The sequence below is a fragment of the Billgrantia antri genome (assembly GCF_019430905.1).
GTDB lineage: Bacteria > Pseudomonadota > Gammaproteobacteria > Pseudomonadales > Halomonadaceae > Halomonas > Halomonas antri.
Window position 1 is genome coordinate 838,525 of the sequence record NZ_JAHYCA010000001.1, and the last position, 23,654, is coordinate 862,178.

General features: G+C 65.0%; 19 protein-coding genes and 1 tRNA gene. 8 read left to right on the top strand and 12 right to left on the bottom strand.

Annotated features, from left to right (window positions below; all coding sequences use genetic code 11):
- Window positions 1–92 precede the first annotated feature (92 nt).
- From fkpB to rplU, 10 genes are all read right to left on the bottom strand, one after another.
- Entirely contained in the window at window positions 93–539 is a 447-nt protein-coding gene (gene fkpB / locus KPL81_RS03895) for an FKBP-type peptidyl-prolyl cis-trans isomerase (protein WP_209474136.1), read from the bottom strand.
- Between the two features lie 50 nt (window positions 540–589).
- Window positions 590–1,120 (bottom strand): signal peptidase II, encoded by a 531-nt coding sequence (gene lspA, locus KPL81_RS03900; protein WP_209478715.1) that lies wholly within the window; start codon window positions 1,118–1,120, stop codon window positions 590–592.
- The gene (gene ileS, locus KPL81_RS03905) at window positions 1,113–3,956 is read right to left on the bottom strand and encodes an isoleucine--tRNA ligase (RefSeq protein WP_219790759.1); all 2,844 of its coding nucleotides are present in this window, start codon (window positions 3,954–3,956) and stop codon (window positions 1,113–1,115) included. Before ileS ends, lspA begins: the two co-directional genes overlap by 8 nt.
- A 10-nt stretch (window positions 3,957–3,966) precedes the next feature.
- Complete coding sequence (gene ribF, locus KPL81_RS03910; protein WP_209474141.1) at window positions 3,967–5,028, bottom strand: bifunctional riboflavin kinase/FAD synthetase; 1,062 nt, start codon at window positions 5,026–5,028, stop codon at window positions 3,967–3,969.
- A gap of 122 nt (window positions 5,029–5,150) precedes the next feature.
- Window positions 5,151–6,674 (bottom strand): murein biosynthesis integral membrane protein MurJ, encoded by a 1,524-nt coding sequence (gene murJ, locus KPL81_RS03915; RefSeq protein WP_219790821.1) that lies wholly within the window; start codon window positions 6,672–6,674, stop codon window positions 5,151–5,153.
- A 240-nt stretch (window positions 6,675–6,914) separates the two neighbouring features.
- Window positions 6,915–7,181 (bottom strand): 30S ribosomal protein S20, encoded by a 267-nt coding sequence (gene rpsT / locus KPL81_RS03920; protein ID WP_209474143.1) that lies wholly within the window; start codon window positions 7,179–7,181, stop codon window positions 6,915–6,917.
- A gap of 197 nt (window positions 7,182–7,378) precedes the next feature.
- On the bottom strand, window positions 7,379–8,515 hold the full coding sequence (gene proB, locus KPL81_RS03925) for a glutamate 5-kinase (protein WP_219790760.1): 1,137 nt from the start codon (window positions 8,513–8,515) through the stop codon (window positions 7,379–7,381).
- A gap of 176 nt (window positions 8,516–8,691) precedes the next feature.
- A complete protein-coding gene (gene cgtA, locus KPL81_RS03930) occupies window positions 8,692–9,885 on the bottom strand; it encodes an Obg family GTPase CgtA (RefSeq protein ID WP_219790761.1) in 1,194 nt (397 codons plus the stop codon).
- Between the two features lie 84 nt (window positions 9,886–9,969).
- The gene (rpmA, locus tag KPL81_RS03935) at window positions 9,970–10,227 is read right to left on the bottom strand and encodes a 50S ribosomal protein L27 (protein ID WP_111413374.1); all 258 of its coding nucleotides are present in this window, start codon (window positions 10,225–10,227) and stop codon (window positions 9,970–9,972) included.
- Between the two features lie 32 nt (window positions 10,228–10,259).
- Window positions 10,260–10,571: a 50S ribosomal protein L21 gene (rplU, locus tag KPL81_RS03940; protein WP_111413373.1), complete on the bottom strand. Its 312-nt coding sequence runs from the start codon at window positions 10,569–10,571 to the stop codon at window positions 10,260–10,262.
- Window positions 10,572–10,864: 293 nt separating this feature from the next.
- Between rplU and ispB the strand changes: the two genes are divergently transcribed.
- From ispB to KPL81_RS03970, 6 genes are all read left to right on the top strand, one after another.
- Window positions 10,865–11,872, top strand: coding sequence for an octaprenyl diphosphate synthase (gene ispB / locus KPL81_RS03945; RefSeq protein ID WP_219790762.1), 1,008 nt, complete (start codon window positions 10,865–10,867; stop codon window positions 11,870–11,872).
- 119 nt (window positions 11,873–11,991) lie between these two features.
- Window positions 11,992–12,068, top strand: a tRNA-Pro gene (locus KPL81_RS03950).
- Between the two features lie 240 nt (window positions 12,069–12,308).
- On the top strand, window positions 12,309–13,544 hold the full coding sequence (locus KPL81_RS03955) for a porin (RefSeq protein WP_219790763.1): 1,236 nt from the start codon (window positions 12,309–12,311) through the stop codon (window positions 13,542–13,544).
- 10 nt (window positions 13,545–13,554) lie between these two features.
- Complete coding sequence (locus tag KPL81_RS03960; protein WP_219790764.1) at window positions 13,555–13,980, top strand: type 2 periplasmic-binding domain-containing protein; 426 nt, start codon at window positions 13,555–13,557, stop codon at window positions 13,978–13,980.
- Window positions 13,973–16,288 carry a putative bifunctional diguanylate cyclase/phosphodiesterase gene (locus tag KPL81_RS03965; RefSeq protein ID WP_219790765.1) on the top strand — a complete coding sequence of 772 codons (2,316 nt, stop codon included), beginning with the start codon at window positions 13,973–13,975 and terminating at the stop codon, window positions 16,286–16,288. Before KPL81_RS03960 ends, KPL81_RS03965 begins: the two co-directional genes overlap by 8 nt.
- 187 nt (window positions 16,289–16,475) lie before the next feature.
- A complete protein-coding gene (locus tag KPL81_RS03970) occupies window positions 16,476–17,804 on the top strand; it encodes a GGDEF domain-containing protein (protein WP_338035587.1) in 1,329 nt (442 codons plus the stop codon).
- Between the two features lie 11 nt (window positions 17,805–17,815).
- Here the strand turns inward: KPL81_RS03970 and KPL81_RS03975 are convergent, their stop codons facing one another.
- Window positions 17,816–19,378 (bottom strand): phospholipase D family protein, encoded by a 1,563-nt coding sequence (locus KPL81_RS03975; RefSeq protein WP_240549029.1) that lies wholly within the window; start codon window positions 19,376–19,378, stop codon window positions 17,816–17,818.
- On the bottom strand, window positions 19,365–19,607 hold the full coding sequence (locus KPL81_RS03980) for a hypothetical protein (protein ID WP_209474159.1): 243 nt from the start codon (window positions 19,605–19,607) through the stop codon (window positions 19,365–19,367). The genes KPL81_RS03975 and KPL81_RS03980 overlap by 14 nt, the downstream gene beginning before the upstream one ends.
- Before the next feature lie 131 nt (window positions 19,608–19,738).
- Here KPL81_RS03980 and KPL81_RS03985 point away from each other — a divergent pair, with 131 nt between their 5' ends.
- Together KPL81_RS03985 and rapA are read left to right on the top strand one after the other, a co-directional pair.
- Window positions 19,739–20,539: a TlpA family protein disulfide reductase gene (locus KPL81_RS03985; RefSeq protein WP_219790766.1), complete on the top strand. Its 801-nt coding sequence runs from the start codon at window positions 19,739–19,741 to the stop codon at window positions 20,537–20,539.
- 150 nt (window positions 20,540–20,689) lie between these two features.
- Complete coding sequence (gene rapA, locus KPL81_RS03990; protein ID WP_219790767.1) at window positions 20,690–23,641, top strand: RNA polymerase-associated protein RapA; 2,952 nt, start codon at window positions 20,690–20,692, stop codon at window positions 23,639–23,641.
- Window positions 23,642–23,654 lie beyond the last annotated feature (13 nt).

The following is a 23,654-nucleotide window of genomic DNA, read 5'->3' on the forward strand; positions in this document are numbered from 1 at the left end:
ATCCGATAATGGTATTTCGAGTCAGGGCGATCTCGGCGGCAGGTCGACCTGCCCCAGACGCCCTTCAGGCAGCCGTACATCGAGCTAACCACTCAATGCGTCTGCGCAGGCCTTACATCCAACACTTCGACCTCGAAGGTCAGGGTACGCCCGGCCAGTGGATGGTTGAAGTCCACTTCCACGTTGCGCTCGTCGACGGCGGTGATCACGCCGGGCAGCTCGCCGCCGGCGGGGTCGGCGAATGACATCACCGTGCCCACTTCCGGCTCGATCTCCTCGAAGTCGTCGCGGCTCAGCATCTGCACGTTCTGTGGATTGCGCTGGCCGAAGGCGTGCTCGGGCGTCACCTCGAAGCTGCCGCTCTCGCCGCCGCTCATGCCCTTCAGCGGGTATTCGAAGCCGGGCGGCAGGTTGCCGTCACCCAGTTGAAAGGTAGCCGGCTGCTTCTCGCGGGTGGAGTCGACCACGGTGCCGTCCTCCAGCTTGAGGGTGAAGTGCAGGGTCACTTCCATACCCTCATCGATGCGGTATTCGCTCATCGTTGCTCTCGCTCGATCGGTCGTGTCTGGTGTGCAGGATAGCAGGCGGCTCAATGATTCCGGCGCGCCTGCTTGCGCCCTTCGAAAACGGATTCCCAGATCAGGCCGATCGCCCCCAGGGTAATGCCGATGTCGGCCACGTTGAAGGCCGGATAGTACCAGCCGGCCACGTGGAAGGAGAGGAAGTCGACCACGTAGCCGTGTACCAGCCGGTCGTAGAGGTTACCCAGCGCCCCGCCGATGACCAGCGCCAGCGAGGCGGCGAGCAACTTCTCGTCGGCCTTGAGCCGGCTCATCCATACCGTGAGCGCGATGCTCGCGCCCACGGCGATGGCGGCAAAGAACCAGCGCTGCCAGCCGGGGTGGTCGGCGAGGAAGCTGAACGCCGCTCCGGTATTGTGCAGCAGCGTCAAGTTGAAGAACGGCAGCACCTCCACCGGCTGGCCATAGCTCAGCAGGCTCGACATCACCGCCTTGGTGCCGAGATCCAGCAGCACCACGGCCGCGGCCAGCCACAGCCAGCGCAGCGGCTGGCGCATCGGCGGCACCGAAGTGCCGCTGTCATCCTGACTGTTACGCATAGTGGCGGGTCTCACCGTCGCCCTCCGGCAGGTTGCTGATGCAGCGCCCGCAGAGGTCGGGGTGCTCGGCGTGGCTGCCGACGTCCTCGCGATGGTGCCAGCAGCGTTCGCACTTCTGATGCGGGCTAGCGGCCACCGCCACCTTGAGTCCCGCCAGCTCGGTGGATTCGGCGCCTTCAGCGTTCTGGTCCTCCGCCAGCGGTGCCAGACGCACCTCGCTGGTGAGCATCACGAAGCGCAATTCCTCGCCCAGCTTGGCCAGGGTGGCACGGAGTTCGTCATTCACGAACAGAGTCACCTCGGCGGCGAGGCTGCCCTTGATCATCTTGGCGTTACGCGCATCCTCCAGGCACTTGTTGACCGCCTGCTTGACCTCGAGCACCTGTTCCCAGAACTCGCGCCCCAGCTCGGCGTTCGGCGCTAGGGTGGCGAGCCCCTCGTAGTAGGTCTCGAGCAGCACGCTGTCGCCCTTGCTGCCGGGGATGTTCTCGTAGATCTCCTCGGCGGTGAAGCTGAGGATCGGCGCCACCCAGCGCGAGAGCGCTTCGACGACATGGTAGAGCGCCGACTGGCAGCTGCGCCGGGCCAGGGAGTCGGCCTGAGTGGTGTACTGGCGATCCTTGATCACGTCGAGGTAGAAACCGCCCAGCTCACGCGAGCAGAAAGCGTGCACCTGCTGGTAAACATCGAGGAAGCGGTACTCCTCATAGGCCTGCTCGATGCGCGCCTGCAGCTGGGCGGCGCGATCCACCACCCACTGATCAAGCGCCAGCATGTCGTCGAAGGCCACGCTGTCACGGGCCGGATCGAAGCCATTGAGGTTGGCCAGCAGGAAGCGCGCGGTGTTGCGAATGCGCCGGTAGACGTCGGCGGTGCGCTTGAGAATCTCATCGGAGACCGCCATCTCGCCCGAATAGTCGGTGGAGGCGACCCACAGGCGCAGGATGTCGGCGCCGAGCTTGTCCATCACTTCCTGGGGCGCCACCACGTTGCCCAGCGACTTGGACTGCTTGCGTCCCTGGGAATCCACGGTAAAACCATGGGTCAGCAGCTGACGATATGGCGGATGCCCGTCGATGGCCGAGCCGGTCAATAGCGAGGAGTGGAACCAGCCGCGGTGCTGGTCGGAGCCCTCCAGGTAGAGGTCGGCTCGCGGACCATCCTCATGGCCGTGGGGATGCGAGCCGCGCAGCACGTGGCGGTGGGTGGTGCCGGAGTCGAACCACACGTCGAGGGTGTCGGTGACCTTGTCGTACTCGGCCGCCTCGTCGCCCAGCAGCTCGGCGGGATCGAGGCGGAACCAGGCGTCGATGCCCTCGCGCTCGACGCGCTTGGCGGCTTCCTCCATCAGCTCGACGGTGCGCGGGTGCAGCTCGCCGCTAGCCTTGTGCAGGAAGAACGGGATCGGCACGCCCCAGTTGCGCTGGCGCGAGATGCACCAGTCAGGTCGGTTGGCGATCATGGCATGCAGCCGCGCCTTGCCCCAGGCCGGCGTGAACTGGGTCGCCTCGATGCCTTCCAGCGCCCGCTCGCGCAGGGTGCGTCCGTCATGCCCCTTGACGTCCATGCCCACGAACCACTGCGCCGTGGCGCGGTAGATCACCGGGGTCTTGTGGCGCCAGCAGTGCATGTAGCTGTGAGTGATGACCTTGTGTGCCAGCAGTGCGCCGACCTCTCGCAGCTTGTCGACGATCTGCGGATTGGCCTTCCAGATCATCTGGCCGCCGAAGAAGGGCAGGTCGTCGGCATAGACGCCGTTGCCCTGCACCGGGCTCTTGATCTCACTGAACTCCATGCCGTGGGCGCGACAGGTGACGAAGTCGTCGACGCCGTAAGCCGGGGCAGAGTGAACGATACCGGTGCTGCCCACCTCGGACTCGACGTAGTCGGCCAGGTAGACCGGCGAGAGGCGATCATAGAACGGATGGCGAAATTCGATCAGGTCGAGCGCCTGGCCCTTGGCGGTGGCAATCACTTCGCCCTGGAGCTCGTAGCGCTCCAGGCAGCTTTCGACCAGCTCTTCGGCCAGCACCAGCAGACGCTCGCCGGTATCGACCAGGGCATAGCTGAACTCGGGATGCACGTTGAGCGCCTGGTTGGCCGGCACGGTCCAGGGCGTGGTGGTCCAGATCACGATGGCGGCGGGCTTGGGCAGCTCGGCCAGGCCGAACGCCGCGGCCAGCCTGGTCTCGTCGGCGGCCGGGAAGGCCACATCGATGGTATCGGACTTCTTGTCCTGATACTCCACCTCGGCCTCGGCGAGCGCCGAGCCGCAGTCGAAGCACCAGTTGACCGGCTTGAGGCCTTTGAACACGTAGCCTGCCGCGACCATGTCGGCCAGGGCGCGGATCTCGCCTGCCTCGTTGGCATAGTCCATCGTGCGGTACGGGTGGTCCCAGTCACCGATCACGCCCAGGCGCACGAAGTCGGCGAGCTGGGTCTCGATCTGGGCAGTGGCGTACTCGCGGCACAGCGCCCGCGCCTGCTCGGGCTCGAGGTGCTTGCCGTGGGTGGTTTCCACCTTGTGCTCGATGGGCAGACCGTGACAGTCCCAGCCGGGTACGTAGGGGGCATCGAAGCCGGCCAGGTTCTTCGACTTGACGATGATGTCCTTGAGGATCTTGTTGAGGGCATGACCGATATGGATGCTGCCGTTGGCGTAGGGAGGGCCGTCGTGCAGCACGAAGGTCTGGCGGCCACGGCGCTCTTCACGCAGGCGCTGATAGAGCTTCATGTCCTGCCACTGCGACACCCGGCCGGGCTCGCGCTGGGGCAGGTTGCCGCGCATCGGAAAGTCGGTCTCGGGCAGGTTCAGTGTGTGCTTGTAGTCGCTCATATCCTGGGAGTCAGCCGTCGTCTTGGTCGGCGGAACGTCCCGCCGAGGATTCGAAGTTCGTGGCTTCGCGCGCCAGCGGCGCCGATACCATGGGAAGAGAGTCGTCTGCCAGGCCAAGCTCCCTGGCCGCAGGACACGGGGTGGCGAAGAAGCGGCGGGCCCGGGCCAGATCCGCCATGATCTGCTGCTTCAGCGCGGCGAAGTCATCGAACTTCTTCTCGCCACGCAGTCTCGCACAGGGATACACGGTGAGCCTTTTGCCGTAGAGGTCACCGTCGTAATCGAACAGATGCACCTCCAGCACCGGTCGGTCGCTACCCACGGTGGGGCGCCAACCAATGTTGGCCACCCCGGGGAGGCGCTCTCCGTCGGGGAGCTCCGTCATCACCGCGTAGACGCCGCGCAGCGCCAAGGGCAGGCGCGGCTGCGGCAGGTTGGCGGTGGGGACACCGATGGTGCGCCCCAGCTTCTGGTCGGCGACCACACGCCCTCCCAGGCGATAGGGGCGTCCCAGCATGCGTGCCGCCTGGGCAAAGTTGCCACTGGCCAGCAGGGTACGCACCCGGGTGCTGGAGACCCGCTCGTCGTCGAGGGTGAAGGTTCGCGTGTGCTCGACGCCGAATCCGTCACTGCCACGTCGCTCGCCTTCCTGGGTCAGCAGGTTGAAGTCGCCGCTGCGATCGCAGCCGAAACGGAAATCGTCACCGACCACCAGATGGCGTACGCCCAAACCTTCGACCAGCACGCGATCGATGAATTCCACCGCGGTAAGGCTGCGCAATCGCTCGTTGAACGGCAGGCAGAGCACGTAGTCCACCCCACTCTCGCCCAGCAAGCGCACCTTCTCGCGCAGGCGGGTCAGCCGCGGTGGCGCCTGGTCGCCGGCGAAGAACTCCCGCGGCTGGGGCTCGAACACCACCACCGTTACCGGCAGGCGCAGCTTCGAGGCCTGCTCGCGGCACTGATCGAGAATCGCCTGATGGCCGCGGTGCACGCCATCGAAATTGCCGATGGTCGCCACGCAGCCGCGATGCTCGTCGCGCAGATTGTGCAGTCCTCGAATGACTTCCATTCAGCCTTCACTAACCCGTTGGTTGAAAAACGTATAAAGGGGAAGATTATAGCGAACCCCTGCCCCCTTGACAGCCGTTTGCCCGCGTCACAGGACCTTCGCTCCTAATTCCGAGGGAGCTATTACCCCCGCATGCGGAAGTGCCGTGGCCTGACGCCCAGCGCCGCTAGCCAGGCAAAGTAAATCGTTGCCCCGAGGACGACCAGCAGTGCCAGCCATTGCACTCGTCCTCTGACACCCCAACCCAGCCACTGCTGCCAATCCGGCGCCAGCCAGGCGAGCCCCACGCTCATTACCACACAGCCGCCTACCAGTTGCACGGCGTAGCGGCCCCAGCCGGGCTGGAACACCAGTACACCCTGCTTGTGCAGCAGCCAGCCCAGCAGCCCGGCGTTGAGGAAAGCCGACAGCGCCGTGGCCAGAGCCAGGCCGGCATGCGCCAGCGGCCAGATCAGAATGAGGTTGAACACCATGTTGGCGACCATGGCGATGATGCCGACCTTCACCGGCGTCTTGGTGTTCTGGCGGGCGAAGAACCCCGGCGCCAACACCTTGATCAGCATGAAGGCGACCAGACCGAAGGCGTAGGCGCGCAGGCTCATCGCCGCCATGGCGATATCGTGCTCGGTCATGGCGCCGTAGTGGAACAGCGAGATCAGCAGCGGCTCGGCCAGGATTGCCAGCGCCAGGGCCGCCGGCAAGCCCAGCAGCAGCACGGCGCGCACTGCCCAGTCGAGCATGGCGGCGAAATGCTCGCCCGACTGATCGGCGTGACGCTTGGAAAGCGCCGGCAGGATCACCGTACCGATGGCGATGCCGAACACTCCCAGCGGCAGTTCCACCAGACGGTCGGAATAATAGAGCCACGAGACGCTGCCGGGTGCCAGCAACGAAGCCAGCACAGTGTCCAGCAGCAGGTTGATCTGCGATACCGAGACGCCGAACAGAGCCGGGGTCATCAGCACCAGGATACGCTTCACCCCGCTGTGGGCGAAATTGGGCCAGGGTCTCGGCATCAACCCCAGGCGCGCCAGGAACGGCACCTGGAAGGCGAGCTGGGCGACGCCGGCGATAAGCACGCCCCAGGCCAGCGCCATGGCCGGCTCGCTCATCAACGGCGTGAGCAGCATGGCCGCGCCGATCAGCGAGAGATTGAGCAGTACCGGAGTGAAGGCCGGCACGGCGAAGCGGTTCCAGGTGTTGAGCACGCTGCCGGCAAAGGCGGTGAGCGAAACCAGCAGCAGATAGGGGAAAGTAAGCCGCAGCATGTCGGCGGTAAGCGCCAGCTTGGCCGGGTCGCGGCCGAACCCGGGCGCGAAGAGCCACACCAGCCAGGGCGCCGCGAGCATGGCCAGGGCGGTAATCAGCGCCAGCACCGCGGTGAGACTACCAGCCACGGCGTCGAGCAGTTCGCGCACCTCGCGCTTGCTGCCACGAGTGGCATATTCGGAAAGCACCGGCACGAAGGCCTGGTTGAAGGCCCCTTCGGCAAACAGCCGGCGCATGAAGTTGGGGATCTTGAAGGCCACAAAAAACGCATCGGCACCGCTGCCGGCACCGAACAGGGTCGCCACCACCACATCACGCACCAGGCCCATGACCCGCGACAGCATGGTCATGGCCCCTACCACCAGACCGGAGCGCATCAGCCCGCCGGCCTTGGGAGCAACGGCCCGGTCGTCATCGGCCACCGTGAGTGGCGTCGCTTCCCCGGGCTTGGGCAACTGCTCGCGTTCCGTCACCTTCTGCTTTCCTCGTCAGGCTCGTTCGATGCGGATCACCCGCTTGGCAGGCACAAAAAAACCGGCCTAAGCCGGTTTTTTCAAGAGTTCGCGATGCGCAGGCATGAGTGACCAACGTTCGCGATGTCTCCTAGGCGTCCGGCTTTACGCAGCCAGCGCCTTAATTCGCGCGTTCAGGCGGCTCTTCAGGCGTGCTGCCTTCTTCTTGGAGAGCACGTCCTTGTCAGCGATACGGTCGATGACCGGCTGCGCCTTCTGGAACTCGGTCATGGCGGTAGCGTGGTCGCCACCGTTGATGGCCTTGATGACGCGCTTCACATAGGTACGCACCATGGCGCGCTGGCTCGCCTTCAGAACACGACGGCCTTCCGCCTGACGGGCACGCTTGCGGGCTTGCTTGCTGTTTGCCACTGACAATCTCCTGGAAAACTTTAACACCGCCCGATCGGGGGCGGCATCGATAACGATTTGTCCGGCCTGGAAATTTCACTTCCTAGCCGGTCTGGCCATGGCCTCAACCCGAAGGTTGTCGACGGGCCGTGTCTGAGAGGATGGCGCATCCTACCACAGGTAGCCGGCGTCATGCTACAGGCCCCATGGATACTGACTCACAGCACGACGAGGTTGTCGCGGTGAATCAGCTCGGGCGCCTCCATGTAGCCCAGAATTGCCTCGATCTGGTGGCTCGGCTGGCCCAGAATACGGCGGGCCTCATCGGCACCGTAGTTGACCAGCCCCTTGGCGATGCGCTCGCCCTGCTCGTCGAGACACAGCACCATGTCGCCGCGCACGAAGTCGCCAGACAGCGCCTTGACACCTACCGCCAGCAGGCTCGATCCGCTGCCACGCAGCACCTTGACCGCGCCGGCATCCAGCGTCAGGCTGCCACGCACCTGCAGCTGCCCCGCCAGCCAGCGCTTGCGCGCCGCCATCGGCGCCTCTTCCGGGCACAGCAGCGTACCCAGGCGCTCGCCCTCGATCAACCGGGTCAGCACCGCGGGCTGACGCCCGCTGGCAATTACCGTGACGGCACCGGAGCGGGCCGCCAGGCGCGCCGCCTGGACCTTGGTGGTCATCCCACCACGGCCCAGCGCGCCGCCGCCGCCGGCCACCGCCGCCAGCGCCGGGTCATCGGCACGGCCTTCACGGATCAGCGTGGCCGCCGGGTTGTGGCGCGGGTCGGCATCGAACAGTCCCTCCTGGTCAGTAAGGATCACCAGCGCCTCGGCCTCGAGCAGGTTGGCAACCAGCGCACCGAGGGTGTCGTTGTCGCCGAAGCGGATCTCGTCGGTGACCACGGTATCGTTCTCGTTGATCACCGGCACCACGCGCAGATCGACCAAGGTGCGCAGCGCCGAACGAGCATTGAGGTAGCGCTTGCGGTTGGAGAGGTCGTCATGGGTCAGCAGCACCTGGGCAGTCAGTAGCCCATGGCGCGCAAAGTGATGTTCGTAGCACTGTGTCAGGCCGTTCTGCCCCACCGCAGCAGCGGCCTGCAGCTCATGTACCGCCGAAGGTCGGACCTGCCAGCCCAGCCTCACCATGCCGGCCGCCACGGCACCCGACGATACCAGCACCACCTCGATCCCCTGGTGATGCAGCGCCGCGATCTGGTCGACCCAGCCGCCAATCGCCGCCTCGTCGAGCCCGCGCCCGTCGTTGGTCAGCAGCGCGCTGCCGATCTTCACCACCACCCGGCGAGCGCCACGCAGCGCATCGCGACCCGGAACCCGCTGCTCGTTCACACCCTACTCTCCCATCCAGCAAAAAACCGCTATCTCAGCGCAACCTCGATAGCGCAACTGAGCGAGCGACGGCCAGACAAGGCAAAAACTGACGAAGAAACGGAGTTTACAAGCTGTAAATGAGTATTCTAAGTCAATTTTTAACGCCGTATGGCCGAGCGCAGCCAGTTGTTATCTCAAGGAGCGTATTCGACCTCGACGTCATAGTCATCATCGTCGAAATCATCGTCATCTTCGTCCTGATCGCTGCGCTTGCGCCGACGACCCAGGCGCGCTTCGGTGCGCGCCACCGCCTCGGCCTCCATGCGTTCGCGCATCTCATGCTCGCGCTCGGCGGCCTCCTCGTCCTCGTTTTCCAACCGGCGCTGCTCGGTCAGCCAGCGGTGCGCCGCCTGCACCAGGGCATCGGTGCCCTCGCCGCTGATCGCCGAAATGCGATAGACCGGCCCCTCCCAGGCAAGGCCTTCGACGATGGCGGCGACTCGCGCTTCACGCTCCTCCTCCGGCACCAGATCGAGCTTGTTGAGCACCAGCCAGCGCGGGCGCTCGGCCAGGGTCGGCGAGAACTGCTCGAGCTCATGGGCGATGGCACGCGCGACCTCGACCGGGTCCGACTCGTCGAACGGCGCCACATCGACCACGTGGAACAGCAAACGGGTACGCGTCAGGTGCTTGAGGAAGCGCAGGCCCAGGCCGGCTCCGTCCGATGCGCCCTCGATCAGGCCTGGCACGTCGGCCATCACGAAGTGCTCATGCATGCCCAGCTTCACCACTCCGAGGTTGGGCACCAGCGTGGTGAACGGATAGTCGGCCACCTTGGGCTTGGCCGCGGACACCGAGCGGATCAGGGTCGACTTACCGGCATTGGGCATACCCAGCAGGCCGACGTCGGCCATCACCTTCATCTCCAGGCGCAGGCTGCGCCGCTCGCCGTCGGTACCGGGCGTGGTCTTGCGCGGCGCGCGGTTGGTCGATGACTTGAAGTGAATATTGCCGAGCCCGCGGCGACCGCCCTGGGCCACCAGCACCTGCTGGCCGATCTCGGTGATGTCGGCGATCACTTCGAGGGTGTCCTCGTCGATCACCGTGGTACCCACCGGCACCTTGACCACCAGATCGCTGCCGGCCCGGCCACTCATCTGACGCCCCTGGCCGGGGCGACCGCTCTCGGCCTGGTAGAAGCGCTGGTACTTGAAATCGATCAGGGTGTTGAGGGCGTCATCGCCGACCAGGTAGACGCTGCCGCCATGCCCGCCGTCGCCGCCATCGGGACCACCCTTGGGCACGTACTTCTCACGGCGGAAACTCAGGCAACCGTTACCACCCCTGCCGGCCTCCACGATGATCGAGGCTTCGTCGACGAACTGCATTGTGACTCTCCCGACGGATGCTACCGTCATGATACAAGAAGGCCCCGCCTGAGCGGGGCCTTCCTACTACCGGTTCGGGCGTTCTCAGGCAGAGACGACGCTGACGAACTTGCGGTTCTTCGGACCCTTGGTCTCGAACTTGATCACGCCGTCGCTCAGGGCGAACAGGGTGTGATCGCGGCCGACACCGACGCCGGTACCGGCGTGGAAGCGGGTGCCACGCTGGCGCACGATGATGTTGCCGGCGGTGACGGCCTGGCCGCCATACAGCTTGACACCAAGGCGTTTGGATTCTGAATCGCGGCCGTTACGGGTAGAGCCGGCTGCCTTCTTATGAGCCATTGCAAAGTCCTCGCTCGTTAAGGGGAAGCCGCTTAGGCGGAAATCCCGGTGATCTTGACTTCAGTGAACCACTGACGGTGGCCCTGACGCTTCATGTGGTGCTTGCGGCGACGGAACTTGATGATGCGAATCTTCTCGCCACGACCGTGAGAGACGATTTCGGCAGCCACCTTGGCACCATCGACCAGCGGAGCGCCAACGGTCACGTCGTCGCCATCGGCAACCAGCAGCACCTGGTCGAACTCGACGGTTTCGCCGGTCGGAATCTCGAGCTTCTCGAGCTTGAGCGTCTGGCCTTCCTGAACGCGGTACTGCTTGCCACCGCTCTTGATTACTGCGTACATGTGCGTATCTCTCCAGAACTCATCGGGGTTGGCTCTTCATCGGCCTGCTTCGAGTGGCGCCCCTTTCGGCAGCCATCTGACAGGGAGCGTGATGAGTGGGCCGCGCATTATAACCGCGGCCCGCGTAGCGTTCAAGCCGCCGCCGCCCTTACCTTCACTCCGACGCCGCGCCATATCAAGGCACACCGCGGCACCGCTTGACGCCCCACTGGGGGGGCCATAGCATGACCCGCAACTCTAGGCCCACCGCCACTCTCCGGCATTCGGGCCCAACAGCCCGATGATATCGCCCCATGCCTGCCAACGCTTCTACCAGCCCGACCGACAGCAACGCTTCCGCCTCGTCGCTCCATGCGGCGGTTGCCGACGATTTCGCCGCGGTCAACCGCACCATCATGAAACAGCTGGCCTCGCGCGTGCCGCTGGTGGAAACCATCGGCCAATACATCATTGCCAGCGGCGGCAAGCGTCTGCGCCCGCTGCTGGTGCTGCTCGCCGCCCGCGCACTGGGCTATCAGGGCGACAAGCACATCTCGCTGGCCACACTGATCGAGTTCATGCACACCTCGACGCTGCTGCACGACGACGTGGTCGACGAATCCCACATGCGCCGCGGACGCGCCACCGCAAACGACGCCTGGGGCAACGCCCCCTCGGTTCTGGTGGGCGACTACCTCTATTCGCGCTCCTTCCAGATGATGGTGGAAATCGGCTCGCTCAGGATCATGGACGTGCTCTCCAGCGCCACCTGCGTGATTGCCGAGGGCGAGGTGCAGCAGCTGACCAACGTGGGCAACCCCGACATCGACGAGGCGGTCTACTTCGAGACCATCCAGGGCAAGACCGCCATGCTGTTCGAAGCCGCCACCCACAGCGGCGCCATCCTGGCCGGGGCCGAACCGCAGCAGGAAGCGGCGCTACGGTACTACGGTCGCTATCTGGGCCTGGCGTTCCAGCTCGTCGACGACCTGCTCGACTACCAGGGCGACGCCGAGGCCATGGGCAAGAACGTGGGTGACGACTTGGCCGAGGGCAAGCCCACCCTGCCGCTGATCCAGGCAATGGCCGCCGGCACCCCCGACCAGGCCAAGACGATCCGCCAAGCCATTCGCCAGGGCGGACTCGACCAGTTGGACGAAGTACTCGCCATCGTGCGCGACACCGGCGCACTGGACTATACCCGCGCACGCGCCGAGGAGATGTCGGCCAAGGCGCTGGAGCAGCTGGATCTACTTCCACCCAGCCGCTATCGCGACAGCATGGCCGAACTGGCCAAGCTCGCCGTGGAACGCCAGAACTGAACGTCGCACCGGCGCCGTCGCGGGGCTTGCAAGGACGAGGGTTTTGCGTATAATGCCCATCCGTCGGCACCAGCGGCGCCGGCATCGAGCGGTCCTCCGAGACGGCTCGTGTGCAGCAACGGAGTATAGCTCAGCTTGGTAGAGCGCTGCCTTCGGGAGGCAGAGGTCGTAGGTTCGAATCCTGCTACTCCGACCAAAGAATTCAGCAAAACCGCCACTTACGGATCATACCGGGTGGCGGTTTTTCGTTGCCAGGACAGGCGTAAGTCTGACGCCAGCTCACGCTCCTAACCTCAAGTCTTTCGATCTCCTGCCGATAGTCGTCTGGAACGCAGAGACACACATCTCCTGCCCGTAAGGTCGATCATTAGGCCCGCCTTTCCGCTACCTCTAGAGGGGCGGCCATACACCATCGCCCACGCCTGTGGACCTTCTAATGCAGAGAAAGCCAGTTCTTATCGCCTTCATCTTGCTGATGCTGACTTGCGGGCTTCCCCTTGCAGCACAAGCGAACACTCCCTCGCTGTCCTTGAATGGCTTCGGCACGCTTGGCGTGGTGCATTCCGACGAGGACCAGGCGGATTTCGTTTCGAGCATGCTAATGCCCAGGGGGGCTGGCCATACCAGTGACTGGAGCGCCGAGGTCGACAGCCGACTGGGCCTGCAGCTTACCGCCAACCTTACGCCCCGCCTCTCGAGCGTGGTGCAGGTCGTCACCGAGCAGCAGTACGATGGCCAGTTCAGGCCGGCAATAGAGTGGGCCAACATCAATTTCGATGTGACGCCCGAGCTTAGCCTGAGAGTCGGCCGCGTCATCCTTCCGGTCTTCATGAATTCGGAGTATCGCAAGGTAGGCTATGCGACGCCCTGGGTGCGCCCGCCATTGGAAGTCTATCGCACCATACCGGTTTCCAGCATTGATGGCCTGGACGTCAGCTACCGCTCCCGTATCGCAAGCGCCACCAGCACGCTTCGGGCCACCTATGGGCAAAGTGATTCGACTTTCCCTTACACCGATTCAGCGATGGGTCGAGCCACGGCAGAGGCGCGCGCCCGGGAAGGATTGACGATCGGCAATACCGTGGAGCAGGGCAATCTCAGCGTCTTTGCTGCCTACAGCCATTACCGCCTGAGCATTGAAGACTTCAACCCGCTATTCGATGTGTTCCGAATGTTTGGCCCTGAAGGCGATGCCATTGCCGATCGCTACAATGTCGATGACAAGTCATTTGAAGTGATCAGCCTGGGTGCTCGCTACGATCCCGGCAACTGGTTCGTGATGGGCGAATGGGCCCAGACCAGCAGCCGCACTTTTCTAACGGATAACCGCGGCTGGTACATTTCCGGCGGTTACCGCTTGGGCGCCTTCACGCCCTATCTGACATATGCCAATCAGCGCATTCACAGCCAGACGTCCACTCCAGGCCTTTCACAGCCCGGCAGCGAAGCACTGGATGCGATGCTCAACTCTCTGCTTCAGGGGCAACCACAGCAGAAGAGCATTTCGCTCGGCTTGCGCTGGGACTTCAGCAGCAGCATGGCCATCAAGGCCCAGTTCGACCACATGAATCATGAGGGGGGATCACGCGGCTACCTGGTCAACTCACAGCCAGGCTTCGATCCCGGCGGTTCGGTCAACTTGTTCAGCCTTGCGCTCGACTTCGTGTTCTGAGGAGACAAGGATGCCTTCACGACTCAAGCGAATTGGCTGTGGCCTACTATTTTCACTGGCATCGAGCATGGCCTGGGCCGAGGTGGTGGTGGTGGTTTCCGCACACAATCCGCTCGCCACGCTTACCCGAAGCGAACTGGCCGACATCTACCTGGGCCGTACCAGCCGCTTTCCCAATGGTCAGCCAGCCACGCCATTGGACCAAGGCGAGAGCTCTCCGATCTACGCAACCTTCTACCGCGAATATCTAGGCCAGACGCCCACTCAGGTCAAGATGCACTGGTCGCGCCTGATATTCACCGGACGCGGCCAGCCACCGCGCAGCCTGGCAGGCGACCGCGCCATGGTCGACTTCGTGGCGGCGCATGCCGACGCCATCGGTTACCTGGACGACGTCCACATCGACGAGCGTCTGCGGGTGGTGACCATTGACTGAGCCAACGCCACACCCACCGGCGGCGGACGCCTCCCGGCGGCACTGGCTGCACCAGCTCGTCGAGCCCGGCGTACTGTTCCCGGGTCTGGCGCTGCTGACGCTGACCGCCATCTGGTTGGTGACGCTCGATCTCGTCGAACGGGAGTACACGGCCGCCGAGCAACGGGCCGCGGCGTTGACGGCCGACCTGGCCGAAACCTATGAGGCCCAGGTCGTGCGAGCACTGCGCGAGATCGACACCACGCTCAAGCTGGTACGCTACAGTCTCGACGAACGCCCTCCACAGCGCGTTCTTGATGAGCTGGGCCAGCAAGGCATGCTCCCGCCCACCTTGCTGTTCGAGGTTCGCATCAGCGATGCCGCAGGCAACGTCATCGCCAGCACGCACCCCTCCTCGGCGCCGCAGAGCGTCATCACCGCTGCCGAAGGAGAGGGCATGCAGGTGGCGTTGCCGCGGCAGCAGGCGAGCGGAGCGGACAGTCAGCTTGCCTTCAGCCGGCGCCTGACGACAGCCGATGAGCCCGCCCCGGCAGTCGTCTCGGTACTGGTGAGCGCGGCGCATTTCGTCAGCGGCTACGAGCTGGATACGCTGGGCGTGCAGGGGGTGCTGGCCGTGGCGGGCGAGGAAGACACATTCCTGGTGCGCCGCACTGGCGACACCATCCACACCGGCGAGCCGGTCGACTACGCCAACCTCGTGAATGGCAGTGGCGCACTCGGTGATCCTGCCCAGCTCAGGGTGAACGAGTGGGACGACGTGCACCGCTACCTCGTGGCCAGAGCCTTGTTCGAGTTTCCGGTCGCCATCGTCGTTGGACTCTCCCGGAGCGAGCAGATGGCCGCTGCCTCCGCCCTGCAGCGTGACTACTACTGGCGCGCCCTGCTGGTCACGCTCGCCTTTCTCGTCGTGCTGACGATGCTCGGCCGTCTCAGCTGGAAGCTTCGCCGGGCACAGGCCAGCGTGCTCGAAGAGCGTCTGGACCACGCCCGCCGCGCCGAATACCTGGCCTTTCATGACAACCTGACGGAACTGCCGAACCGGGCATACTTCAGCCGCCTGCTGACGCACGGCATGCAGCATGCCCGACGCTACGACAAGCACCTGGCGCTGCTGTTTCTCGATCTCGACCGGTTCAAGGCGATCAACGACTCCCTCGGCCACGATGCGGGCGATGAGCTGTTGCAAGAAGTCAGTCTCCGACTCGGGCGCGCGGTGCGAGAAAGCGATACGGTCGCCCGCCTCGGCGGCGATGAGTTCGTCGTCCTGCTTCCTGAAATTCATGATCAGGAGCAGGTTCATCAGGTGGCCAACAAGATCCTCGCCGCGATCAGCGCTCCCTTCACCCTGGCCGGCCAGGAGTTTCGCATCACGGTGAGCATCGGTATCGCCCTGTATCCCGCGGACGGGGAAGATGAGCAAACCCTGATGAAGCACGCCGACGTGGCCATGTACCACGCCAAGGAAGAGGGAAAGAACAATGCCCAGTTCTACTCCGAACAGCTCAAGTCCGACTCCTTGGAGCGCCTGGCACTCGAGTCGAGCCTGCGCAAGGCGCTGGAGCGTCGGGAATTCCGGCTTTACTACCAGTCGAAGCTCGACATGGCGACCGGCCGCGTCATCGGCATGGAGGCCCTACTGCGCTGGCAACATCCGGAGCTCGGCCTGATCCTGCCCAAGCAGTTCATCCCGTTGGCCGAAGAGAATGGCCTGATCATCCCCATCGGCCGCTGGGTCATCCATACCGCCTGCCGACAGAATATCGCCTGGCAGCAGGCCGGCTTCCCGGCGCTGAGCATGGCAGTCAACCTATCGGCTCGACAGTTCCTCGATGACGGCCTGCCGGGAGATATCAAGAGCGCGCTGCAGGCCACCGGGATGCCTCCGCAACTGCTCGAGGTGGAAATCACCGAGAGCATGATGATGGTGGACATGCCAAGAGCGGTGAGCGTGCTGCAGGAGCTACGGACCATCGGCGTGCGCATCGCCATCGACGATTTCGGCACCGGCTATTCGTCGCTCTCCAAGCTGCAGGCCCTGCCTCTCGACACCATCAAGATCGACGGCTCGTTCATTCACGACCTTCTCGACAATGCCGTGGATAGGAGCCTGACCGAGGCCATCATCGATCTCGGCAAGCGACTGGGCCTGACGGTCGTGGCCGAGGGCGTGGAGTCGGCGGAACAGATAGCCTACCTGCGTCGCCATGCCTGCGATCAGGTCCAAGGCTTCTACATGCACGAACCGCAGCCGGCAGACGAAGCGGCGATCTCGCTGCAGCGCAGGATCGACAATGTTTTCCCGTGTTGACGCTGGCGCAGCCTCGGCCGGAACGCCGCCCCTCCTTTAGCCTGATACCGCCAACTTTGGCGTGAACGTGCCGAGAAAAGACGCTATGCTGCGCGGTCGGATCGCCATAGACACTTTTATGGCCCGCATACAAGCATATCCAAAAGAGACTTGCCCCAGAACAAGTCCCACTCGTAGGGAGGCGCTCGTGACGATTAGCGAGCTCGAGACTGCGCATGGTAGCGCCGGCGTCGCCGCGGCCATGGCTGGCCCCCACAGCAGCAGTGACATCGACACGCTGCGAGCCAAGTTCTATCAACTCTACATCGCCGTGGAACAGAGCCCGGCCGCCACCGCCATCACCGATACCGAAGGACGCATCGAGTATGTCAACCGCCGCTTCCTCGAGGTAACCGGCTACTCGCGTGAAGAGCTGATCGGCAAGACGCCGGCCATGATTCGCTCGGGGTTGACGCCCGACATCGTCTATCGGGACCTGTGGCAGACCCTGCGCAGCGGCCAGGTATGGCGCGGCGAGCTGCAGAACCGCAAGAAGAGCGGCGAACTCTACTGGGAAGCCGAGACCATCACGCCGGTACGCGACGATTCAGGGCAGATAGTACGCTTCGTGGCGGTCAAGGAGGACATCACCGAGCGCAAGCGCCAGGAAGAGGAGCTGCGGCTGCTCGCCAGCGTGTTCCAGACCGGTCAGGCGACCCTGATCACCGACCCCGAGATGCGCATCGAGCGGGTCAACCAGGCCTTTACCGACATCACCGGCTACCTGCCGGAAGAGGTCATTGGCCACACGCCACGCCTGTTCAAGTCGGGTCGGCACGACAAGGCCTTCTATGCCCAGCTATGGCAAGAGGTGCTCGAGACCGGCCACTGGCAGGGCGAGATCTGGAACCGCAACAAATACGGCGAGATCTATCCGCTGTGGCAATCGATCACGGCCGTGTCCGACGAGGCGGGAAAGGTACGCCACTACATCGCCGTCTTCCACAACATCGCCGAACGCAAGCGCCTCGAGGAGGAGCTGGAGCAGCAGGCCACCCGTGACCATCTGACCGGCGCGCACAATCGTCGCGCCTTCGACACCGCCATGCGCAAGGCGATCCGCCAAGCCGAACGCAGCGATAACACTTTCTCGCTGCTGCTGTTCGATATCGACCGCTTCAAGTCGGTCAATGACCAGCATGGCCACGACACCGGCGATGCCATCCTCAAGCGCCTCGCCACGCTGGTGAACCAGACCCTGCGCAGCACCGATCTGCTGGCGCGCTGGGGCGGCGAGGAGTTTGCCGTCCTGCTGCAGGATACTTCCGCCAGCGGGGCCTCGACGTTCGCCGAGCGCCTGCGCCAGCAGGTGGCCGAGACCCGCCTGCATGGGCTGGCCGTCACCATCAGCCTGGGCATTGCCGAATACCACCGGGGCGAAAGCCCCGACGAGATGCTAGCGCGTGCCGATGGCGCGCTGTACCGGGCCAAACGGGCGGGGCGCAACCGTGTTGGCGTCGCCGACAGCTCCCCCTGAACCTGGCACCGCTATAGCCATGGCTCCAGCCAGCCGATCCTGCCCAGCCTGGCTCCCAGGCGGCGCCAGAAATCGCCGGGCTCCCGCACGAGAGAAATCGCCTCCCCCTGCTGCATCGTCTGCCAGGTGAGTCGTCCCTGCTCATCCCGCACGACCCGGTAGCTCAGTTCCGGCGCCTTGCCAGTCTCCACCAGCGCCTGCAGTTCGCCGGCAAGGCCGGAGCTGGTCGCGAGCACACCTACCTCGGTATTCCACCACACCGAACGCGGGTCGGCGTTGGCCGAGCCGACGAACACGCGATCGTCATCGATGGCGAGCGCCTTGATGTGCAGGGCGGAGGCTGAGGAGCCCACGCCGAACCCATCATTGTCGGGTTCGCTCTCGGCACGCATCTCGTAGAGTGCAACGCCGCTGTCGAGCAACGCGCCTCGACGAACCTGATAGGCACCGTGGACCACCGGTACATCGGTCGCTTCGAGCGAGTTGGTGAAGACCTCGACCTCGACGCCGGTCTCGGCCAGCCGCTGCAATCGCTGCGTACCCCGCTCGCCGGGCACGAAGTAGGCGGAAACGATCACCAGCCGATCGCTCGGCTCGCCGGCATGCTCGAGCAGGTCGCCAGCCATGGTGCGCGCCAGCTCAGGGCGTCCACGCCAGGCCAGCTTGCCTGGCGGATCCCACAGGGCGACACCCTCCCCCCAGTGCAGTCTTCCTACCAGCGTCTCCTGCTCGGCATCGGCATAGCGGCGGCGAAGGTCGGCGAAGTAGGGCGAGTCGGCGTTGGCCTCGACCCAGTCGTCGAGCGATGCCTTGAGGTCACGCCACGCCTCGTCAGCGGCGGGGTGATAACGCCCGATAGGCTGTGCCAGTCCATGATTCCAATACAGATGGAAGCTGCGCGACAGCGGTTCCACTACCGGCCCCAGAACCAGCAGGTCGAGGTCGGTGAAATTACGCGGCTCGCTTGCGCTGTAGTATTCGTCGCCCAGATTGCGCCCGCCGACGATGGCCAGAGCGCCGTCAGCGATCCATAGCTTGTTGTGCATGCGACGATGCTGGCGTGTCGCCTGTGGCACCGAAGCCAGCACACGACCAATTAGCGTATCGCGACCGATGCCGATCGCGTTGTAGACGCGCACCTGAATGTTGGGATGACTTGCAAGCGCCGCCAGCTGCGCCCCCTGCCCCACCGCGCCCATGTCGTCGATCAACAGGCGCACCTCGACGCCCCTGTCGGCGGCACGCAGCAGGCGGTGCAGCAGCAGGCGGGTCGTCAGCCCGTCGCCCATCAGGTAGGTCTGGATATCGAGTCGCCGGTCGACCTGCTCACTGAGCAACACGCGCAAGCTGAAGGCATCCTGGCCGCTGGAGAGCAGGGTGAAGCCACTCTTGCCGGGGTGCGGCGAGGCGCTCAATCGCGCCCACTGACCCAGCCACGTGGCTTCACCCTCGGCCGGGGCCAACGGGGCGCCATGCTCGCGCGGCAACGGCGCGGCAGCGCAACCCTGCAGTACGAAGCCCAGCACGACATACAGCGTCAGACACCGGGCTCGTCTAAGCTCAGGGCTCGTCATCGTCGTCCGCCAGCCGGCGAGCCATCTCCTTGCGCGCCTTGTTACGCCGATAGAGTCGCGCCAGCGCCAGGGCCAACGCAAAGGCGACCATCGCGGCCAGCGTCACCCCCTGCCAGGGTCGGGCAGCCTCGCCACCCAGCACCGTTTCCAGCGTGATGATGAGGATGAAGCCCAACGCCTGACTGCCAATGGCCAAGGCGCGCAGAGGATCGAATGACTTGTGTGCCATGAAGGCTCCCGCCGGGTGACAGTGCTTTGCGTGCGCAGTAGGCTTGCTCTGCTGACGCAGCAACCCATGCAAGTGGATGATTCTACCCGGTCTTGCCGTTTGCGCCGACCCCTCTTCTCGGAGCTGAACCGATGGACGCCTTCGCCTTGGGCCCCGTACTGATTTCCGTCCCGCGCCTGTATGCCATTGGCTGCGCCCTGTTCTTGCTGCTCGCGGCCTGGCTGTTGCTGGGGCTCTCCCCCGGGGTCCGCTCGCGCTGGTTCAACGGGCTGGTGCTGGCCTGGCTGGTCGGAGCCCGCCTGGGTCATGTGGCGATGAATCTCGATGCCTACGCCGCCGCCCCGCTGGACGTGCTCAAGCTGTGGCAGCCGGGCTATCACGGCCTGTGGGGACTGCTCGCGGCGCTGATCTGGAGCGGCTGGGCGCTGCGCGACCGGCTGCTGTCGATGATCGGCGCCATGGGCCTGACCGTCGGCGCCTCGGCGCTATGGCTGGTACTGGTCACCCTGGCACCGCTGGGCGGCGACATGCCGTTGCGCGAGTTGCCCGATATCACGCTGGAAGACCTCGACGGCGAGCCGGTCAACCTGCAGAACCTGCGTGGTAAACGCGTGGTGGTCAATCTGTGGGCAACCTGGTGCCCGCCCTGCCTGCGCGAGATGCCGCTGCTGGCCGAGGCCGGCGAACGCGAGGACGTCACGGTGGTGGTGATCAACCAGGGCGAGGAACTGCTGCAGGTGGTGCGCTACCTCGACGAACAGGGGCTGACCTTCCGCTACCCGCTGCTCGACCCTCATCAGCAGATGATGTCAGCCTTCGAGTCGCCGGGACTGCCTACTACTCTCTTGTTCGACCGGGACGGCCGCGCCGTGGAGCGCCACGTGGGGGAACTGTCACGGGCACAGTTGAACGGCTGGTTGAAGCGTCATTGAGGCGCCGGGGCAAACCGCCCTACCATTTCCGGACGTTCTCCACCAGCCTTAAGCCGTGACGGGCTTTGCGTTAGAATCGCCCGCCCTGCTACCGGCGGAGCTGGCTCTGCCGACAGCACGCGCATCGTATTCCGCATCGACCGAGGCATCATGAGCGACTTTTCACCCGGCCAACGCTGGATCAGCGACGGCGAGGCCGATCTGGGCCTGGGCACCATTCTGAGTTGCGATCACCGTAGCGTCACCGTGCTATTCGGTGCCAGCCAGGAAACCCGCACCTACAGCAGCCGCCAGGCACCTCTAACCCGGGTCGCCTTCGGCAGCGGCGACCGCATCCAGTCGAGCGAGGGCTGGAGCCTGACCGTCGACGACAGCAAGGAAGTCGACGGCCTGATCGTCTACATCGGTGAGGACGACCAGGGCGAACTGCGCGAACTGCCGGAGGCACGCCTGGCCGATACCATGCAGTTCGACCAGGCTCGCGACCGCCTGTTGACCGGCCAGGTCGACCGCAACGACTGGTTCGACCTGCGCTTCCGTACCCTGCATCATCACCACCGCATCGAACAGAACCCGGCGCTGGGTCTGGCCGGACCGCGCATCGACCTGATCCCCCACCAGCTCTACATTGCCGATGAAGTGGCCCGGCGTCATGCACCACGCGTGCTGCTGGCCGATGAGGTGGGGCTGGGCAAGACCATCGAGGCCGGCCTGATCCTGCATCGCATGCTGCTCACCGGCCGCGCCCAGCGCGCGCTGATCCTGGTCCCGCCGAGCCTGACGCATCAATGGCTGGTGGAGCTGCTGCGTCGCTTCGCCTTGGAAGTGACCCTGCTCGACGAGCAGCAGAGCCTGGCCCAGGCCGAGAGCAACCCCTTCGAGTCCGGCCAGTTGATCCTGGCCAGCCAGGAATGGCTGTTCGCCAATCCGCATCGACAGAAGCAGGCCGCCAGTAGCGACTGGGATCTACTGATCGTCGACGAAGCGCACCACCTCGACTGGAGTGCCGATCAGGCCGGCCCCGGTTATGCATGCGTCGAGCACCTCGCGAAGACCGTGCCGGGAGTGCTGCTGCTCACCGCCACCCCCGAGCAAATGGGGCTCGAGAGTCACTTCGCCCGCTTGCGTCTGCTCGACCCGGACCGCTACCACAGCCTCGACGCCTTCCGCGAGGAGGAGCAGCACTATGTGGAAGTGGCCCAGGCCATCGACGCCCTGGAGAACCTTCCCGCAGGCGGCAGCGACGCGCGCGACAGCGTATCAGCAGTAGTCGACGAGCCCGACAGCCTGGCGCTGCTGAAGGTGCTCGCCAACGCCGAGAGCGGCCCCGAGCAACAGGCCAGCGCCCGCGATCAGCTGCGCGAGCAGTTGCTCGACCGGCACGGCACCGGACGGGTGATGTTTCGTAACAGCCGCCGCCACGTGGGCGGCTTTCCCCAACGCCGCCTGCACCTGGCAACACTAACGCTGCCTTCGGCCTACCGCCGCGTGCTGCGCAAGCTCGAGCGCGACGAGGACTATCTCGACGAACTGCTGATCGAGACCGGACTCGACCACCCCGACGTACTGATCTACCCCGATGCCACCTATCGCGCGCTTTCGGACGACCCGCTCAACGCCGAGCCCTGGTGGCAGATCGATCCTAGAGTGAATTGGCTGCTGGAGCGGCTCGCCGACGACGGGGAGAAGGGTTTCGCCAGCGACAAGGTGCTAGTGATCGCCCATGATCGCGAAACCGCCCAGGGCCTGGCCGAAGCCCTGCGGGTTCTGGGCGGCATCCACGCCCCGGTGTTTCACGAAGGGCTCACGCTGGTCGAGCGCGACCGCGCGGCCGCCGCTTTCGCCGACGAGGAGGAAGGCAGCCAGGTACTGGTATGCTCCGAGATCGGCTCGGAGGGGCGCAACTTCCAGTTCTGCCGTCATCTGGTGATGTTCGACCTGCCGCAGCATCCCGACCAGCTCGAACAACGCATCGGCCGGCTCGATCGTATCGGCCAGCGCCACGCCATCGAGATCCACGTGCCGCTGTTCGAGGCCAGCCCGGGCGAGCGCCTGCTGCGCTGGTTGCGCGAGGGAATGGACGCCTTCGCCTCGCCCCACGGCGTCGGCAATGAGCTGTTCGATGCCTTCGGCGACGCGCTGGCCGAAGCGCTGCTCGACGACGAAGCGCTGGAGGACGTCATCAACGAGACCCGGGCGCTATTCGAGAGCCGCCTGGCCCAGCGCGACGCCGGGCGCAACCGCCTGCTGGAACTCAACGCCTGTCGCCCGGCGCGTGCCGAGGCGGTGGCGGCAGCGATTCGTGAGCTCGACGACGACCCGGCGCTGACGCGCTACCTCGACCAGGCGCTGGATATCTTCGGTGTCGATAGCCAGGAGCTCGGCGGCGGCCTGCTGCACCTGCAGCCCGGCCCGCAGATGCTCGACGGCCTGCCCGGCCTGGCCAAGGGCGAGGAGGGCTTCACCGCCACCCTGTCGCGCGAGCGCGCTCTGGCCCGCGATGACGTGCAGCGTCTCTCCTGGGAGCATCCGTTGCTGCGCGAGATGATGGGGCGCATCCTCGACGGCACCATGGGCAACACCGCCCTGGCGCTGCTCAAGCATCCCGCCATACCCGCCGGGCGACTGATGGCCGAGCTGGTGTTTCGCACTTACTGTCCGGCACCCAAACGCCTGCACGTCAACCGCTTCCTGCCGCCGACCGCGGTGCGCGTGCTGCTCGACGAATCGGGCGCCGTGCTCAGTGACAAGGTCTCCTTCACCGGGCTGTCGAAGAACCTGAAGAAGGTCAAGAAGGCCATGGCCCGCGACCTGATCCGCAGCCGTCACGACCAGTTGCGCGACCTGCTCACCCAGGGCGAGCAGGAGGCCGAACGCGAGCTGCCGAGCATCGTCGAGGGCGCTCAGGTTCGCATGCGTCGGGAGCTTGACGGCGAGCTGGCCCGCCTGGAGGCGCTGGCAAGACTCAACCCGGCGGTGCGCGAGGAAGAGCTCGAGGCGCTACGCCGTGAACGTCGCGAGCTGGATGCCGCCATCGATGGCACACGACTGCGGCTGGATGCGGTCAGGGTCATCGTCACGGTGGGAGAAGAGAGCCACTGACGCCGTGTGCAGA

Excerpts from the sequence above, each read along its gene's own strand:
- fkpB (WP_209474136.1), bottom strand. The coding sequence starts at position 539 with ATGAGCGAATACCGCATCGATGAGGGTATGGAAGTGACCCTGCACTTC.
- lspA (WP_209478715.1), bottom strand. The coding sequence starts at position 1,120 with ATGCGTAACAGTCAGGATGACAGCGGCACTTCGGTGCCGCCGATGCGC.
- ileS (WP_219790759.1), bottom strand. The coding sequence starts at position 3,956 with ATGAGCGACTACAAGCACACACTGAACCTGCCCGAGACCGACTTTCCG.
- ribF (WP_209474141.1), bottom strand. The coding sequence starts at position 5,028 with ATGGAAGTCATTCGAGGACTGCACAATCTGCGCGACGAGCATCGCGGC.
- murJ (WP_219790821.1), bottom strand. The coding sequence starts at position 6,674 with ATGCGCTCCGGTCTGGTGGTAGGGGCCATGACCATGCTGTCGCGGGTC.
- cgtA (WP_219790761.1), bottom strand. The coding sequence starts at position 9,885 with ATGCAGTTCGTCGACGAAGCCTCGATCATCGTGGAGGCCGGCAGGGGT.
- rpmA (WP_111413374.1), bottom strand. The coding sequence starts at position 10,227 with ATGGCTCATAAGAAGGCAGCCGGCTCTACCCGTAACGGCCGCGATTCA.
- rplU (WP_111413373.1), bottom strand. The coding sequence starts at position 10,571 with ATGTACGCAGTAATCAAGAGCGGTGGCAAGCAGTACCGCGTTCAGGAA.
- ispB (WP_219790762.1), top strand. The coding sequence starts at position 10,865 with ATGCCTGCCAACGCTTCTACCAGCCCGACCGACAGCAACGCTTCCGCC.
- KPL81_RS03955 (WP_219790763.1), top strand. The coding sequence starts at position 12,309 with ATGCAGAGAAAGCCAGTTCTTATCGCCTTCATCTTGCTGATGCTGACT.
- KPL81_RS03960 (WP_219790764.1), top strand. The coding sequence starts at position 13,555 with ATGCCTTCACGACTCAAGCGAATTGGCTGTGGCCTACTATTTTCACTG.
- KPL81_RS03975 (WP_240549029.1), bottom strand. The coding sequence starts at position 19,378 with ATGACGAGCCCTGAGCTTAGACGAGCCCGGTGTCTGACGCTGTATGTC.
- KPL81_RS03980 (WP_209474159.1), bottom strand. The coding sequence starts at position 19,607 with ATGGCACACAAGTCATTCGATCCTCTGCGCGCCTTGGCCATTGGCAGT.
- KPL81_RS03985 (WP_219790766.1), top strand. The coding sequence starts at position 19,739 with ATGGACGCCTTCGCCTTGGGCCCCGTACTGATTTCCGTCCCGCGCCTG.
- rapA (WP_219790767.1), top strand. The coding sequence starts at position 20,690 with ATGAGCGACTTTTCACCCGGCCAACGCTGGATCAGCGACGGCGAGGCC.